Origin of the sequence: Nonomuraea coxensis DSM 45129 (assembly GCF_019397265.1) — a bacterium.
In the GTDB taxonomy this organism is placed as follows: domain Bacteria; phylum Actinomycetota; class Actinomycetes; order Streptosporangiales; family Streptosporangiaceae; genus Nonomuraea; species Nonomuraea coxensis.
Genome location: NZ_CP068985.1, coordinates 8,964,568 through 8,979,454, shown reverse-complemented (window position 1 = coordinate 8,979,454; position 14,887 = coordinate 8,964,568). Strand labels below are relative to the sequence as shown.

Genomic DNA, 14,887 nt, shown 5'->3' with positions numbered 1-14,887 from the left:
ACAAGCGAGGCTTTTCGTGGGTGGGCGTAAGGAAGTCTGATGCTCGAATTGCGGCGATTGGCCCTGATTTGCGAGTTCGCTCGCCGGGGCAGCATCGCGGCGGCCGCCGCCGCGCTCGGCTACAGCCCCTCAGCCGTCTCGCAGCAGCTCCAGGCGCTCGAACGCGAGGCCGGCACCGCGCTCATCGACCGCACCGCGCGCAGCGCCGAGCTGACCGACGCCGGCCGCCGGCTGGTCACGCACGCCGAGCGCATCCTGTCCATGGTCGAGGAGGCCGAGTCCGACCTGTCGGCGCACGCCGGCACCCCGTCAGGGCGGGTCGTGGTGACCGCCTTCCCCACGGCGGCGGTGGCCTTCGCGCCCGCGCTGGCCCGCTCGCTGCGCCGCCACACCGGCCTCACCCTGCGGCTCGGCCAGGCCCGCTCCGGGCGCGGCATGCGCGAGGTGCGCTCAGGCGAGGTGGACATCGCCCTCGTCGACGACTGGTACGGCCGGGTCCGCGACAGCGACAGCCTGCGCGTCTTCCCGCTGCTGCGCGACCCGCTGGTGCTGGTCGTGCCGCGCCGGCACCGCCTGGCCGACCCCGACGTGCCGCTCGACCTGCGGGAGCTGCGCGACGAGCCGTGGATGGCGACGCCCGACGGCGAGCCGTCGCGCCTCGCGGTGGACCGGCTGCTGGTGGACGTGGGCGGCATCCGGCCCACGCCGTGGGAGTTCGAAGGGCTGACCACCATCCTGTCGCTCGTCGCCAAGGGCATCGGCATCGCCGCCGTGCCCGCGCTCGCGCTCGCGGCCGGCGTGCGCGGGCTCGCCGTACGGCCGATCCCCGGCAACCCCGTCGGCCGCGACGTGCACGCGGTCGCCCGGGGTTCCAGCGTGCACCGGCCGTCGGTGTCGGTGACGTTGCGCGCGATCCACGTGGCCGCCCGCTACATCGCCGCCGACCTGGACCCGGTGCGGGCCGCCGAACGGCAGAGGCCGGGCGACGCGCCGGACGGCGGCTCCTTCGACAGCCATCTCGGCAGCCCGCTCGGGGAATGAGCGGTAGCGTCTGCTGCCATGGCGCCGACGTACGACATCGAGCAGCTCCTGCTCGCCCAGCCCAGCGTCCGCACGGTCGCGGGCGTGGACGAGGTGGGCCGGGGCGCGTGGGCCGGCCCGGTCACCGTCTGCGCGGTCGTCACCGACCTGTCCGAGCCCCCGGCGGGGCTGACCGACTCCAAGCAGCTCACCCCCGCCCGGCGCGGGCCGCTCGCCGCCGAGGTGGCCGCCTGGGCGGCCGGCATCGGCTTCGGCGAGGCCACGCACGAGGAGATCGACACGCTCGGCATGACCGAGGCGCTGCGCAGGGCCGCCCGCCGCGCCCTGGAGGCGCTGCCGGTCCGCCCCGACGCGGTGATCCTCGACGGCAAGCACGACTACATCGGCGCTCCCTGGCCGGTGCGGCTGGAGGTCAGGGGCGACGCGGCCAGCGTGTCGGTGGCGGCGGCGTCGGTGCTGGCCAAGGTGCGGCGCGACGCCCACATGGCGGCGCTCGGCTGCGACGACTACGGCTTCGCCGACAACGCCGGCTACCCCTCGCCGCTCCACCAGGAGGCCCTCGCCCGCCTCGGCCCCACCGTCCACCACCGGCTGTCGTGGTCCTACCTGGACGACCTGCCGCAGTGGCGGCACCTCAAGCGGCATCGCGACCCGCTGGCCGGCGAGGGCCAGGCCGCGCTCTTCGGCTGAACGAGGCTGGGCGGGCCCCGGCTGATCGGTCATCATCGGGGGCGTGCGCACAGGCATCTTCGTCGTCGCCGCGCAGTTCCCCGGCCGGGAGGCCGGGCGGGTGCTGGCCGACGCGGTCGAGCTGGTCGTCGCGGCCGAGGAGGCGGGCTTCGACGACGCCTGGGTGGCCGAGCACCACTTCATGTCGTACGGGGTGTGCCCGTCGGCGACCACGCTGATGGCCGTCGCGGCGGGCCGTACCACGCGCATCGGCCTCGGCACGGCGGTGAGCGTGCTGTCCACGCAGCACCCGGTGGCGCTGGCCGAGCAGGCCGCGATGCTGCACCACCTGTCCGGCGGGCGGTTCACGCTGGGCGTGGGCCGGGGCGGGCCGTGGGTGGACCTGGAGGTGTTCGGCACGGGGCTGGAGCGTTACGAGCGCGGCTTCGCGGAGTCGCTGGACCTGCTGCTCGCCGCGCTCTCGGGCGAACGGGTGGCCGCCGACGGGGAGTTCTTCCGCTTCCGCGAGGTGCGCGTCGTGCCGCGCGCCCCCCTGCGCCCGGTGGTCGCCTGCACGTCGCCGGCGAGCGTGGCGCTGGCCGCGGCGCGCGGCCTGCCGATGCTGCTCGGGCTGCACGTCGGCGACGAGGAGAAGGCCGCGGCGGTCGCCGCGTACGAGAAGCACGCGGCCGCAGGCGGGGAGCGGGCCCGTAGGGTCCGGCACGTGGCGGCGGCCGTCGGGCACGTCGCCGACTCCACCGCGCGGGCGGTGCGCGAGCTGAAGGAGTCGATGCCCCGCTGGCTCGGCCCCGGCCTGGCGGGTTACCGGCCGGTGGACGGCCGGCCGCGCCCGTCGCGGGACGTCGGCGCGTATGTGGACCTGCTCACCCGCATCCACCCGGTGGGCTCGCCCGAGCACTGCGCCGAGACGATCCTGCGCACTGCGGAACGCACCGGGATCGGGCACGTCATCCTGCTGGTGGAGGGCATCGGTGAGCACCGGCGGACGCTGGAGAACATCCGCAGGTTCGGGGCCGAGGTGCTGCCGCTGCTGCGCGGCGGCACGCCGGAGGGCTCCGGCGAGCCGGGCGGGGCCGGCTCGCCGTCCGGGGACCTCAGCAGTCCACCAGCTCCGGTTTCTGGTTGAGGATCTGTGCCCTCGGGGTGACGAACTCGGCCAGCGCCTTCGTGGCCGCGGGGTCGAAGACGGCGACCCGGTGGCAGTTCTGGAAGGCCAGCCGCACCCCGAAGTGACGCTCCAGCGCGCCGCGCATGGAATCGCTCGCCAGGCAGCGCAGGAGCTGGCCGCGGGCCTCCTCGGACGGCGGCGGCACCTGGTTGTCGGCGAAGTCGGCCCCGCTGTGCTCACGCTCCTTGACCAGCTCGCTGATCAGCGACCACGCGTAGGGCAGGGAGTCGCGTACGCACGCGACGAACGCGGCGTCGTCGATCTCACCGGTCCTGGCCTGGTCGAGCAGATCGTTCGGAACGGTCAGCGACATGCTGCTTTCTCCTCTCGAAGGGGGTCATCAATGACGCTAGGTTGAAAAATGGTGACTCTCCAGATGCCTGACGGGCACAGCTTCATGGTCGTCACGGGCCATAGACGAAGCCGGGATCGACCTGATCGGCGAGGTCACGCCCGAGCCGCTCGTTGGCCCAGGCCCGCGCGTTGCGCAGGTGGAACTCGACCGCCTGGCGGCCGAAGCGCGCCCAGTCCTTGTCGCGCTCGTCCACGCTCTTGCGCAGCAGGCTGAGCGTGTCGGCGTTGGCCGGCTCCAGGTCGTCGAGCGCGACGTGGCGGCCCTGCTCCATCGCGCGGACGGCGGGGGAGTGCTCCATCCAGCCGAGCAGGTCGTCGCCCGCGTGCGCGCGCAGGAACTCGACGTCGTCGGGCCCGTGGACCTTGTTGCCGACGACCGCGACGGCGACGTCGTGGGCGGCGGCGTGCTCACGGTATTGGCGGTAGACGCTCACGCCCTGGCGGGTGGGCTCGGCGACGAGGAAGGTCAGGTCGAAGCGGGTGAACAGGCCCGAGGCGAAGGAGTCGGCGCCGGCGGTCATGTCGACGACGACGTATTCGCCAGGGCCGTCGACCAGGTGGTTGAGCAGCAGCTCCACCGCGCCGATCTTGGAGTGGTAGCAGGCCACGCCGAGGTCGTCGGCGTTGAACGCGCCGGCGGCGAGCAGCCGGACGCCGTCGGGCGTGGTCAGCCCGTAGGGGTCGGCGGCGAGGTCGTCGAAGCTCAGCAGGCGGGAGCCGCGGCCGGGCGGAGTGGTCTTGATCATGTCGGCCGCGGACGGGATGCGCGGGTTGTCGCCGCGCAGGCGCTCCTTGATCTCGGTGAGGTGCTCGCCGAGGGGCTCGGGCTGCCGGTCGAGGCCGAGGACGAGAGCCAGGTGCTGGTTGATGTCGGCGTCGATGGCGACCACCGGCGCGCCCTGGGCGGCGAGGTGCCTGGCGAACAGCGCCGACATCGTCGTCTTGCCGCTGCCGCCCTTGCCGACGAAGGCCACTCTCACGGGACCTCCAGAGTGAGGATGAAAATCGTTGTCGTTCTGTCGACAGCATCATGCCACACCTGAGCCCCGTGAGCAGGGAGTTCGGAAGAGCGCGTCAGCGGGCGGCCACGATCTGCGCGAACGTGGTCTCGGCGAGCAGCCGTTCCTCGTGCTCGCGCAGGGCCGCCCACACGGCGGCCAGCGGCCCGGCCGCCCCGGGATACCCGCCGTGCCCCTGGAACTCCGGGCGTCCCTCGATCACCACGATCACGTCGGCCAGCGTGATCTCCTCGGCCGGGCGGGCCAGCCAGTAGCCGCCCTCGGGGCCGCGCATGCTGTGGATGAGCCCGGCCCGCCGGAGCTGGAGCAGGATGTTGTCCAGGAACCTGCGGGGGATCCTCTGCGCCGCGGCGATGCGCTCGGCCGGCACCGGCCCGGGAGGCGCGGCGGCCAGCTCGCTGACCGCCCGCAGCGCGTAGTCGGTTCTCGCCGAGAGCCGCATCACCTTTGGTCGAGGCCCCAGCGGCGGCGCAGTGCCCCGTCGGCCGCCTCGAAGAGCAGGTCGATGACGATGCCGATGGACAGGATGATGATCATCGTGCCGATCAGGCCCGGCGAGTCGGACACCTCGCGGGCGTAGGCGAGCTGCTCGCCCAGCGAGGACTGGTAGGCGATGATCACCATGAGCTCGCCCGCCATCAGCGAGCGCCAGGCGAAGGCCCACCCCTGCTTCAGCCCCGCGAGGAACGACGGCAGCGACGCCGGCAGGATCACGTGCCGGTAGAGGCTGAGCCGCCGGAACCCGAGCACGTGCCCGGCCCGCAGCAGCAGCGGCGGCGTGTAGTCCACGCCGGTGATCAGCCCGTTGGCGATGGACGGCGCCGCCCCCAGGATCACCACGAACGTGATCGCGCTCTCCGTCAGCCCGAACAGCAGGATCGCGAACGGGAACCAGGCGATCGACGGCATCGTCTGCAGCCCGGTGATGAGCGCCCCGAACGCCGCCCGCAGCACCTTCACCCGCGACACCGCCGCCCCGACCACCAGGCCGACCAGCACCGCCAGCGCGAACCCGGTGAACGCCCGCCGCATGGTGGTGGCGACGGCCCGGTAGAAGTCGGCCTCGCCGAAGCGTTCCCCCATGGCCTGGAAGGTCTCGACCGGCCCGGCGAAGACGTACTCGGGCCAGCGCCCGCTCATGACGACGAGCTGCCAGGCCACCAGCACCAGCGCGACGGCGGTGAGCATCGGCCAGAGGCGCGCCCACAGCCGGGCGGGAAGCCCGGCCCGCCGCTCGCCGCCCAGCTCCAGCGCGTCGAGCCCGGCGATCCGCCGGGCGTGCTGCGTGTCAACGGCCATGCCGGGCGACCTCTTCCTTCAGCCGGTCGGTGATCCGCGCGGCGAGCGTGGCGACCTCGGCGGAGTCGGTGCGGCGGGGCCGCTCCAGCTCGACGGCGAACTCCTCCTCCACCCGGCCGGGCCGGCTGCTCAGCAGCACGACCCGGTCACCGAGGCGGACGGCCTCGCGCACGTTGTGGGTGACGAACAGCACCGACAGCGACCGCTCCCGCCAGATCCGCTCCAGCTCGTCGTGGAGCAGGTCGCGGGTCATGGCGTCGAGCGCGCCGAACGGCTCGTCCATGAGCAGCACCGCCGAGCCCTCCGAGGAGGACGAGGACTGCGCGAGCGCGCGGGCGAGCGCCACGCGCTGGCGCATGCCGCCCGACAGCTCGTGCGGGCGCTTGCGGCCGAAGCCGCCGAGGTGCACCAGCTCCAGGAACTCCGCGGCCCTGGCCCTGCGCTCGGCCTTGGGGACGCCGTCGGCGCGGAAGGCCAGCTCGACGTTCGCCGCGACGGTCAGCCACGGGAACAGCGCCGGGTCCTGGAACATCATCGCGACCTTGTGGCCGTTCGTGGAGATCTGCCCGGCGCTCGGCCGGTCGAGCCCGGCGACCAGCGACAACATCGTGCTCTTGCCGCAGCCGGAGGCGCCGAGGATGCAGACGAACTCGCCGGGCCGGACGTGGAGGGACACCTGGTCGAGCGCGAGCAGGGCGTTCCTGCCGTGGCCGTAGGTCTTGGAGACGGACTCCAGGCGGACGGCCGCGTCCGTGCCGGGGCCGGCGCCGAGCTGGGTGGTGCTCATCTCACCTCACTTGTCCGCGACGGCCTGCTGGCCGGCCGCCGCCAGGATCTCGTTGAGCGGGCCGAGGTCGTAGATGCCGTTGAGGTCCACCGGTTCGAGCAGCCCGACCTCCTCGGCGTGCTTGGCGCTGAGGGTGAGCGAGGAGGCGATCGGGTCGTTGGTGAAGGTGATGTTCTTGAAGGCGCTCTTCAGCACCTCGGGCTTGAGCGGCTTCTGGGTGAGCTTCTCGATGGCGGCGTTGGCGGTCTGCGCGGCGCCGTCGGGATCGTCGGCGATGATCTTGTTGGCCGCGACGTGCGCTTGGAGCAGCTTCTTCACCAGGTCGGGGTGCTGCTTGGCCCACTCCTGACGGACGATCAGGTGGGTGATCACGAACTGCTTGTCCGGCCAGAGGTCGCGCTCGTCCAGCAGGATCTTGCCGCCGCTCTCCAGGACCAGGCGGCTGGCGAACGGCTCGGGCACCCACGCGCCGTCGATGTCGCCGGTGGCGAAGGTCTGGAGGGTCTGGGAGTTCTCCTGCGGCACGATGTGGACCTCGCCGCCGCCCTTGGTGTCGGTCTTGATCCCCTTGCTGCTGAGCCAGTAGCGCAGGGCCACGTCCTGGGTGTTGCCGAGCTGCGGGGTGGCGATCTTCTTGCCCTTGAGGTCCTCGACGTCGTCGATGCCCGGCTTGACGACCAGGAAGACGCCGCCGGACGCGGCGCCGGCGACGATCTTGATGGCCTGGCCCTTGGACTTCTGCCAGGCGTTGATCGCCGGGTTCGGGCCGATGTAGGTGGCGTCGATGGCGCCGGAGAACAGCGCCTCGATCGCGGCGGGGCCGGCGTTGAACGTGCTGGTCTTGACCGGGACGCCCAGGTCCTTCGCGTAGAGGCCCTTCTCGACGCCCACCAGCGCGGTGGCGTGGGTGATGTTCGGGAAGAAGCCGAGGCGGACCTCGGTGGCGGTCCCGCCGCCGTCGCCGGCGCTCGTGGTGTCGCTCCCGCACGCGGCCGTTCCCCCGGCGAGTGCGATCAGCGCCAGTGCGGCCAGCACCCTGCGAGCGTTCATGCCCAGCCCTCTATTCCTACTTAATAAGTCGGCTATGCCCAGTATCAAAAGGCATAGTTCCCGATACGTCAAGTAGGGATATAGGACTATCGGCAGGCGGCGTCGAGGCTGACCGGGTCGTCGGGGCTCTGCTCGTGCGCGAACACCTGGCCCGACCTGGTCGAACGCGGCTCGTCCAAGGCGTCGGACACCTTGCGGCGGATCAGCGACCAGTCCGGGTAGACGGTGCTGATGAGCGGCGGGACGAAGCTGAGGCTGTGGATCTTCTTGTCCTTGACCTTCTGGGACAGCTCCACGACGGCCGGCAGCAGGTCCTGCGGCAGGTCGGTGGAGATCGCCCGCTTCGTGGCGGCGGCCAGGCGCTCGAAGCTGTTGAGCACGGTCAGCGGATCGGCCTGCTTGGCCACCGCGTTGAGCAGGCACTTCTGGCGGCCCATGCGGACGTAGTCGTCGCTGTCGGTGCGCGAGCGGCCGAACCACAGGGCCTGCTGGCCGGTCAGCCTCCGGGTGCCGGCGGGGAGCAGGCCCTCGCGGTAGCGGCCGTACACGATGGGCTCCTTGACCGTGACCTCGACGCCGCCGATGGCGTCGATCATCTCGGCGAAGCCCTTCATGTCCACCATCGCGTAGTAGGGCACCTGGAGGCCGAGGATGCCGCCGACGGTCTCCTTGATGAGGGCCGGGCCGCGCCTGCCGCGCCCGACGCCCGGCACCATGTCGGGGTGGTCCTCGGCGTACTGGTAGATCTCGTTGAGGAGGCCGGGGGTGTCGGGGCCGGAGCCGGTGAAGCCGAAGGGGAAGCGGTCGCGGGCCGGGCCCTTGGGGAGCGGCACCCGCTGGAGGTTGCGCGGCAGGCCGAACAGCGTGGTCGCGCCGGTCCGCACGTCCACGCTGGCCACGGTCATGCTGTCGGTACGCACCCCCGGCCGCCCCGGCGCCGAGTCCGCGCCGAGCAGCAGGAAGTTGACCCGCTGGGCGCCGTTCCACGGGTCCTGCGAGATGACCGGGGAGCTGCCGGCGACCGGGAACAGGGTGTTCACGACGTCGCGCGAGACGTAGGCGAGGCGGGCGGCGTAGACGGTCGGCCCGAGCACGAGCGCGCAGAGGGCGATGGTCAGCGACGTGGTGAGCACCCGGCCGACGAGGTCCGCGCGCGGCGGGCGGACCAGGACGAACGACCAGACGATCACGAATGTCCAGGCCAGCGCGAGCACCACCAGGCCGGCGGTGAGCCCGATCAGCCAGCGGGGCTGGACGGCCAGCGAGAGCAGGCGCGTGCTGAAGCCGGTGAACACGACGAGGATCGCGGCGAGCGTCAGGACGTGCGCCGCCATGAGCGCGATCCCGGCCCTGCGCCGCTCGGTGGCCAGGTGCGCGACTCCCCACAACACGGCCGAGGCCAGCGTCAACGCGATGCTGGCGCCGAGGCCGAATCCCCGCTGTCTATCCATCCCGGTCACCCTAGTAATGGGATGTGCGTGATTGCCGGTACGAAAGGGAAGGGTCACGTCAAGTCGCCGTCAAATCCCTATCTTGCGATATAACGTGAGTGTGAGCAAGCGACACGGCAGCTATGGCTTCGACGCGCCGTGGGCCCTGACCGGGTTGCTCCTCGGAGCGATCGTGCTGGTGGCTCTCGCGGCGGTCTCGTACGCCCTCGACATCCTCCTCGCGGGCCTCGCCTTCCTCCTCGGCGGGCTCTACACGCTGGCCAGCGCGGCCAGCTACCTCTACACCACCCGGCACGGCAAGTTCGCCGTCTGGGCCGAGGAACTGCGCCGCCTCAAGGGCGACGAGCGGCTGCTCGACCTCGGCTGCGGCCGCGGCGCGGTGCTGCTCATGGCCGCCCAGCGGCTGCCCAGGGGCCGGGCCACGGGCGTCGACCTGTGGCGCTCGGCCGACCAGTCGGGCAACGCCGAGGCGCGCACCCGCGCCAACGCCGAGGCCGAAGGCGTCTCCGACCGCGTCGAGCTGGTCACCGGCGACCTGCGCGACCTGCCCTTCGGCGACGCGGCGTTCGACGTGGTCGTCTCCAGCCAGGCGGTGCACAACATCCCCGGCGCGGAGGGGCGGGCGCGGGCCGTGCGGGAGGCGTACCGGGTGCTGCGGCCCGGCGGGCTGCTGCTCCTCGCCGACTTCCAGCACACGGCCGCGTACGAGGAGACCCTGCGCGAGCTCGGCGTCGTGGACGTGCGCCGCCGCGACGCCGGCTGGCGGTTCTGGTACGGCGGACCGTGGTTCGGCACCGGCCTCGTGGAGGCCAGGAAGCCCGTCTAGACCGGTCTTTCAGGGGTATCGAGATCCCTTGTGAGCGACGTGGAGGTCGGCACCGTCACCACCAAGGTGCCCGCCCGGCTGGACCGGCTCCCCTGGTCCCGCTGGCACTGGATGATCGTCATAGGACTGGGCACCGTCTGGATCCTCGACGGGCTCGAGGTCACCATCGTCGGAAACCTGTCCGCCCAGCTCGCCAAGCCGGGCAGCGGCCTCGACATCACGCAGGCCCAGGTCGCGGGCACCGCCGCCGCGCTCTACGTCGCGGGAGCCTGCTCGGGGGCGCTGTTCTTCGGCTGGCTGACCGACCGGTTCGGCCGCAAGAAGCTGTTCCTCGTCACGCTGCTCGTCTACCTGGCGGCGACGCTGATGACGGCGTTCTCGTTCAGCGCGTGGTGGTTCTTCCTGTGGCGGTTCATGACGGGTTTCGGCATCGGCGGCGAGTACGCGGCCATCAACTCCGCCATCGACGAGCTGATCCCGAGCAGGCACCGGGGCCGCATCGACATCATCATCAACGGCAGCTACTGGCTCGGCGCGGCGGGCGGCGCCCTGCTGACCGTGCCGCTGCTCAACGACCTGCCGGTCAACCGACGGCGACCTGCCGGAGCCCTCCCGGTCGATGACCATCCACCAGCGCAGGTCGATCGGCTTCGTCCGGATCGCGCACACGATGGTCGCGCTCTACCCCAAGCGCACCGTGCTCGGCCTGTCGCTCTTCATCGGCCAGGCGTTCCTCTACAACGCGATCACCTTCGGGTACGCGCAGATCCTGTCCACCTTCTACGGCATCGAGACGCACACCGGCTACTACTTCGCGGTCATCGCGGTCGGCAACTTCCTCGGCCCGCTGCTGCTCGGCCACCTCTTCGACACCGTCGGGCGGGTGCCGATGATCTCGGCCACCTACATCGGCTCCGGGGTGCTGCTGCTCGGCACCGCCTGGCTGTTCGACCAGGGCGCCCTGACCGCGGTGACGCTGACCGCGTGCTGGAGCGTGGTGCTGTTCGTGGCCTCGGCGGGAGCCAGCTCGGCCTATCTGACCGTGAGCGAGATCTTCCCGATGGAGACCAGGGCCATGGCCATCGCGTTCTTCTTCGCGGTCGGCACCGCCGCGGGCGGCATCGCGGGCCCGCTGGTCTTCTCCTCGCTCGTGGAGAGCGGCGTGCCGGGCGACACGGCGCTCGCGTTCGTCATCGGCGGGCTGGTGATGATCGCCGGCGGCCTGGTGGAGGTGTTCCTCGGCGTCAAGGCCGAACGCAAGGGGCTGGAGGACATCGCGGCCCCGCTGTCGGCCGCCGGGGCCCCGTCCACCTGACCGCCGGGGGCGTGCGATGCTGGCGAGGTGATCGAGTCGCCGGGCAAGGTGCTGTACGTCATCGTGTGCGCCGCCTACGCGGCCGGCGACGTCGCCCGGCTCGTCGCCGGCGCGCAGCGACTCGGCTGGACCGTGCAGGTCGTCGCCACGCCGGCGGCCCTGGACTTCCTCGACGTCCCCGCCTTGGAGGCGCGGACCGGGCGGCCGGTACGCAGCCGCTACCGCAAGCCGTCCGAGCCGAAGCCGCCGCGGGCGGACGCCATGATCGTGGCGCCGGCGACGTACAACACGGTCAACAAGCTCGCGCTGGGGGTGGCGGACACGTACGCGCTGGGGGTGCTGGCCGAGGCGCCGGGGCTCGGCATCCCCGTCGTCGTGCTGCCCTTCGTCAACGACGCCCTCGCCTCCCGGCTGCCGTTCCGCCGCGCGGTCGCCGACCTGCGCGCCGACGGCGTCCGCGTCCTGCCCCCGCCGGACGACGCCGACCCCGACCCCTGGCGGGCGGCACTGACCGAACTCGGCCCACCGAGCTAACTCCAGGCGGCTACCAGATCCTCCGGCGACCAGACCCGGTCGAGGGGCAGGCCCGGCTCGGCGCCGGCCCGCGAGACGGCGACGAGAGGCGTGCGGTCGCCCGTCCCCGGCACGAAGGGCTTGCTCCGGACGAGCGCCTCGTGATCGTGCCGGTCGAACGGGCGGTTCTCCAGCCACTTGATCGATCCGACGAAGTGCACCTCGCTCGCGACCGGACCTCTGTCGGCGCCGACCAGGTCCACCTCCGGGTTGTTCTGCCGGTTCCACCAACCGCCGACCTCCTCCGTGCCGGGCCAGTCCTCGTCCGGCAGCGCGCGGGCGAGGGTCTCGCGGATCACCGGCTCGACCGCCCGGCCACGCCAGCTCGTCCACGACCGCCCGATGCGGCGCAGCGCGAGGTCGGGACGGCCACGCTCGCTGTCGGCGATCGCGCGCTGCAGGAAGGTCAGCCAGAAGCGCAGGTAGGGGTCGGCGATCCGGTAGCGCTTGTTCTTGGTGTCCTGCCTGGTGGACAGCGGCAGGTCGGCGGCGACGACCTGCTTGGCGGCAAGTGTGGCGAGGATCGGAGAGAGGGTGCCGGCGGGCAGTGGCGCGGCGCCTCCCGTCCTCGCGGCGATGCCGGCGAAGGTGCGCTCGCCGGTGCCGATCGCCTCCAGGATCGTACGCGCGTGGCCGCCTCCCGGGAACTCGCCGAGCAGCGTGAGCTGACCGGCGGCGAGGAGGGGTGACAGAGGAGAGGCGAGACTCCGCCGCAGGAACTCCTCCCGGGACATGCCCGGCTCCCACGAGCTCACGATCTCGGGAAAGCCGCCGGTCAGGAGGAAGGCGTCGACGGCGTCCGCGGCGGGCAGGCCCGTCATGGCCGCGACGTCGCCCAGGTGGAGCGGCCTGACGGTGGTGTGGCCGGCCCGCCCGAAGAACGGCCGTCCGTACTCCTGCAGTGCCTCCATCGTCGTCAGGTCGCTGCCGACCAAGATCAGCAGGATCGGTCTGGCCGACAGGAACCTGTCCCAGACCGTCTGCAACGCCCCCTCGAACTCGGGGTCCTGCTCCACGAGCCAGGGCACCTCGTCGAGGACGACGACGCAAGGGGTGTCTCCGACCGCGATGGCCAGGGCGCGCAGGGCCGCGTTCCAGTCCTGTGGGCGGTTGCCGCTGATCAGTGCCGCGTCCGGCAGTCCGGCGCACGACACAGCGTCGATGAAGTCACTGCGTTCGGCGGCGGGCGAGCGCCCGCGTGAGGCTTGGAAGACCATGTAAGGCAGGCGGGAACGGTCGCAGAACTCCTGCACCAGACGGGACTTGCCCACGCGCCGACGGCCGGTCACGAGCAGAGCCCTGCCACGCGTGGTCAGCTTTCCGGCGAGAACGAGATGAAGCTGCTCGCGTAGCACCCGCAGCTCGTGCTCGCGTCCGGAGAATTCTGCTGTCATAGTAAGACTCTATCTTAGTAAGAGACGATCATACTTTGTTGAGGAGGAGCCATGGAGGTCGATGAGCGGGTCGAGGCCGTGGTGCGGGACGGGCGGGCGCCTGGGTTGCACGGGCTGGTGGTGATGCGCGGCGGGAAGGTCGTCCTGGAGCGGTACGGCGCGGGGCCGGACCACCGGCTGGGTGAGCCGCTCGGGCACGTCACGTTCGACCGGGACACCCTGCACGACCTGCGGTCGGTCAGCAAGAGCGTGGTGGCGCTGCTGTACGGCATCGCGCTCGGCGACGGCCTCGTGCCCGAGCCGGGGGCGGGGCTGATGGCGCAGTTCCCCGAGCACCGGGACCTGGCGGAGGACCCCGGCAAGGCGCACCTGACGATCGAGCACGCGCTGACCATGACGCTCGGGCTCGACTGGAACGAGGACGCCCCCTACACCAGCCCCGCCAACAGCGAGATCGCCATGGAGCTGGCCCCCGACCGCTACCGGTACGTGCTGGAGCGGCCGGTCGCCGAGGAGCCGGGCAAGCGGTGGCGCTACTGCGGCGGCGCGACCGCCCTGCTCGGCGGGATCATCGCCAGGGGGACGGGGCGGCCGGTCGAGGAGTACGCGGCCGAGGCGCTGTTCGGGCCGCTCGGCATCACGGACTTCGCGTGGACGAAGGGCGGCGACGGGGTGGCGTCGGCCGCCGCCGGGCTGCGGCTGCGGCCGGTGGACCTGGCCGCCCTCGGGCAGCTCGTGCTCGACGGCGGGCGCGGGATCGTCCCGGAGGGCTGGCTGCGGGAGGCGCTGCGGTCGCGGGTGCCGATCGACGGGTCCTTCACCTACGGCTACCACTGGTACGTGGTCGAGGAGGAGCGCCGCAGGATCCAGGGCATCGGGAACGGCGGGCAGCTTCTCGTGGTGGTGCCCGGTGAGGAGCTGGTGATGGCGGTGACCGCCGGTGACTACGACCGGGACTCGGCCGGGTCCCAGGCGATCGCCGAGGCCGTCCTCGACCTCTGAAGGGTCCGGTCACCGGGCTGGCGGCAGGGTGGGGGTGGCGGTGCGGAAGGCGGTGACGGCGGCGCGGATCGCCGGGTGGGCGGCGTGGCCGCGGCGGTAGGCGGCGAGCGTGCGGCGGCTCAGCGGCAGGCGGGTGAGGGTGACGCCGGCCGGGGGCGCGGCGGCGGCCAGATGAGGGACGAGCGCCACGCCCTGCCCGGCCGCCACGAAGGCGAGCACCGCGTCGAAGTCGTCCACGTGGTGCCGCACCCGCGGCTCGAACCCGGCCGCCTGGCAGGCCCGCACCGCCATGGCGTGGCAGAGCGTCCCCGGCTTGCCGGTGATCCACGCCTCCTCGCGCGCCGCGGCCAGCGACGGGTGGTTCGTCAGGTACATGGGCTCGGCGAACAGCGGCTCGGCGCTGACGGAGCCGTCGGTGACGGGCGGGACGAAGTCGTACTCGTGGACGAGCGCCACGTCCAGCTCGCCCGCCCCCAGCGCGGCCGAGACGTCGGCGGGGTCGATCTCGGCCACCATCGGCTCCAGCCCGGGGTGCCCGGCGGCGAGGGCCGCCAGCGCGGCCGGCAGCAGGGCGCGGGCGGCGGTCGGGAACGCGCCGATCCGCAGCGGGCCGGACGGGCCGCCCCGGACGGCGGCGAGCGCGGCCGAGGCGCGGTCGAGCTGTTCGAGCACGGCCTGCGCGTGCTCGACGAGCAGGTGACCGGCGGGGGTGAGGGCGACCCGGCGGCCCGTGCGTTCCAGCAGCGGCACGCCGGCCTCGCGTTCGAGCGCGCTGAGCTGCTGGGAGACGGCCGACGGCGTGAAGGTGACCGCCTCGGCGACCGCGGCGATGGTGCCGCGCCTGGCCAGCTCGCGGAGCAGGTGCAGCTTGCGGGGATCGAGCATAAGACGAGCTTACGTTCCACGTCACGAATCCGA

At 72.4% G+C, this 14,887-nt stretch carries 16 protein-coding genes and 1 pseudogene; 8 read left to right on the top strand and 9 right to left on the bottom strand.

The window, feature by feature from the left end; translation table 11 throughout:
* Positions 1-39 precede the first annotated feature (39 nt).
* Genes Nocox_RS42130 through Nocox_RS42120 form a run of 3 tightly spaced genes read left to right on the top strand, consistent with a single transcriptional unit; the run spans position 40 to position 2,857 of the window.
* Positions 40-1,041, top strand: a complete 1,002-nt coding sequence (locus Nocox_RS42130; protein WP_033408936.1) for a LysR family transcriptional regulator — start codon at positions 40-42, stop codon at positions 1,039-1,041.
* A gap of 18 nt (positions 1,042-1,059) precedes the next feature.
* Positions 1,060-1,731 carry a ribonuclease HII gene (locus Nocox_RS42125; protein ID WP_020542986.1) on the top strand — a complete coding sequence of 224 codons (672 nt, stop codon included), beginning with the start codon at positions 1,060-1,062 and terminating at the stop codon, positions 1,729-1,731.
* Between the two features lie 43 nt (positions 1,732-1,774).
* Entirely contained in the window at positions 1,775-2,857 is a 1,083-nt protein-coding gene (locus tag Nocox_RS42120) for an LLM class flavin-dependent oxidoreductase (protein ID WP_020542985.1), read from the top strand.
* Here the strand turns inward: Nocox_RS42120 and Nocox_RS42115 are convergent.
* The 7 genes from Nocox_RS42115 to Nocox_RS42085 all read right to left on the bottom strand — a co-directional run bounded on the left by Nocox_RS42115 (position 2,826) and on the right by Nocox_RS42085 (position 8,859).
* Positions 2,826-3,212, bottom strand: a complete 387-nt coding sequence (locus Nocox_RS42115) for an SCO5389 family protein (protein ID WP_020542984.1) — start codon at positions 3,210-3,212, stop codon at positions 2,826-2,828. The genes Nocox_RS42120 and Nocox_RS42115 overlap by 32 nt on opposite strands.
* A 91-nt stretch (positions 3,213-3,303) precedes the next feature.
* Entirely contained in the window at positions 3,304-4,233 is a 930-nt protein-coding gene (locus Nocox_RS42110; protein WP_026214300.1) for an ATP-binding protein, read from the bottom strand.
* A gap of 94 nt (positions 4,234-4,327) precedes the next feature.
* On the bottom strand, positions 4,328-4,714 hold the full coding sequence (locus Nocox_RS42105) for an RrF2 family transcriptional regulator (RefSeq protein ID WP_020542982.1): 387 nt from the start codon (positions 4,712-4,714) through the stop codon (positions 4,328-4,330).
* The gene (locus Nocox_RS42100) at positions 4,714-5,571 is read right to left on the bottom strand and encodes an ABC transporter permease (protein WP_020542981.1); all 858 of its coding nucleotides are present in this window, start codon (positions 5,569-5,571) and stop codon (positions 4,714-4,716) included. The genes Nocox_RS42105 and Nocox_RS42100 overlap by 1 nt, the downstream gene beginning before the upstream one ends.
* Positions 5,561-6,358 carry an ABC transporter ATP-binding protein gene (locus tag Nocox_RS42095; RefSeq protein WP_020542980.1) on the bottom strand — a complete coding sequence of 266 codons (798 nt, stop codon included), beginning with the start codon at positions 6,356-6,358 and terminating at the stop codon, positions 5,561-5,563. The genes Nocox_RS42100 and Nocox_RS42095 overlap by 11 nt, the downstream gene beginning before the upstream one ends.
* A gap of 6 nt (positions 6,359-6,364) precedes the next feature.
* Positions 6,365-7,408, bottom strand: coding sequence for an ABC transporter substrate-binding protein (locus tag Nocox_RS42090; protein WP_026214299.1), 1,044 nt, complete (start codon positions 7,406-7,408; stop codon positions 6,365-6,367).
* A gap of 86 nt (positions 7,409-7,494) precedes the next feature.
* Positions 7,495-8,859, bottom strand: a complete 1,365-nt coding sequence (locus Nocox_RS42085; protein WP_063711626.1) for an LCP family glycopolymer transferase — start codon at positions 8,857-8,859, stop codon at positions 7,495-7,497.
* Between the two features lie 100 nt (positions 8,860-8,959).
* On the opposite strand from Nocox_RS42085, the gene Nocox_RS42080 reads away from it, so the two are divergent.
* The 4 genes and pseudogenes from Nocox_RS42080 (at position 8,960) to Nocox_RS42070 (ending at position 11,534) form a co-directional block, all read left to right on the top strand.
* Positions 8,960-9,685: a class I SAM-dependent methyltransferase gene (locus Nocox_RS42080; protein WP_020542977.1), complete on the top strand. Its 726-nt coding sequence runs from the start codon at positions 8,960-8,962 to the stop codon at positions 9,683-9,685.
* Positions 9,686-9,796: 111 nt separating this feature from the next.
* Positions 9,797-10,183 (top strand): annotated as a pseudogene (locus Nocox_RS43580) (MFS transporter); the annotation flags it as partial.
* Between the two features lie 121 nt (positions 10,184-10,304).
* A complete protein-coding gene (locus tag Nocox_RS43575; RefSeq protein ID WP_020542974.1) occupies positions 10,305-11,000 on the top strand; it encodes an MFS transporter in 696 nt (231 codons plus the stop codon).
* Between the two features lie 27 nt (positions 11,001-11,027).
* Positions 11,028-11,534 carry a flavoprotein gene (locus tag Nocox_RS42070; RefSeq protein WP_020542973.1) on the top strand — a complete coding sequence of 169 codons (507 nt, stop codon included), beginning with the start codon at positions 11,028-11,030 and terminating at the stop codon, positions 11,532-11,534.
* On the opposite strand, the gene Nocox_RS42065 is transcribed toward Nocox_RS42070, so the two are convergent.
* Positions 11,531-12,967 carry an ATP-binding protein gene (locus Nocox_RS42065; protein ID WP_026214297.1) on the bottom strand — a complete coding sequence of 479 codons (1,437 nt, stop codon included), beginning with the start codon at positions 12,965-12,967 and terminating at the stop codon, positions 11,531-11,533. The two genes, Nocox_RS42070 and Nocox_RS42065, sit on opposite strands and share 4 nt — an antisense overlap.
* A gap of 51 nt (positions 12,968-13,018) precedes the next feature.
* Here Nocox_RS42065 and Nocox_RS42060 point away from each other — a divergent pair, with 51 nt between their 5' ends.
* On the top strand, positions 13,019-13,969 hold the full coding sequence (locus tag Nocox_RS42060; RefSeq protein ID WP_020542971.1) for a serine hydrolase domain-containing protein: 951 nt from the start codon (positions 13,019-13,021) through the stop codon (positions 13,967-13,969).
* Between the two features lie 9 nt (positions 13,970-13,978).
* Here Nocox_RS42060 and Nocox_RS42055 read toward each other — a convergent pair whose 3' ends face one another.
* Positions 13,979-14,854, bottom strand: coding sequence for a LysR family transcriptional regulator (locus tag Nocox_RS42055; protein ID WP_020542970.1), 876 nt, complete (start codon positions 14,852-14,854; stop codon positions 13,979-13,981).
* Between the last annotated feature and the right edge of the window lie 33 nt (positions 14,855-14,887).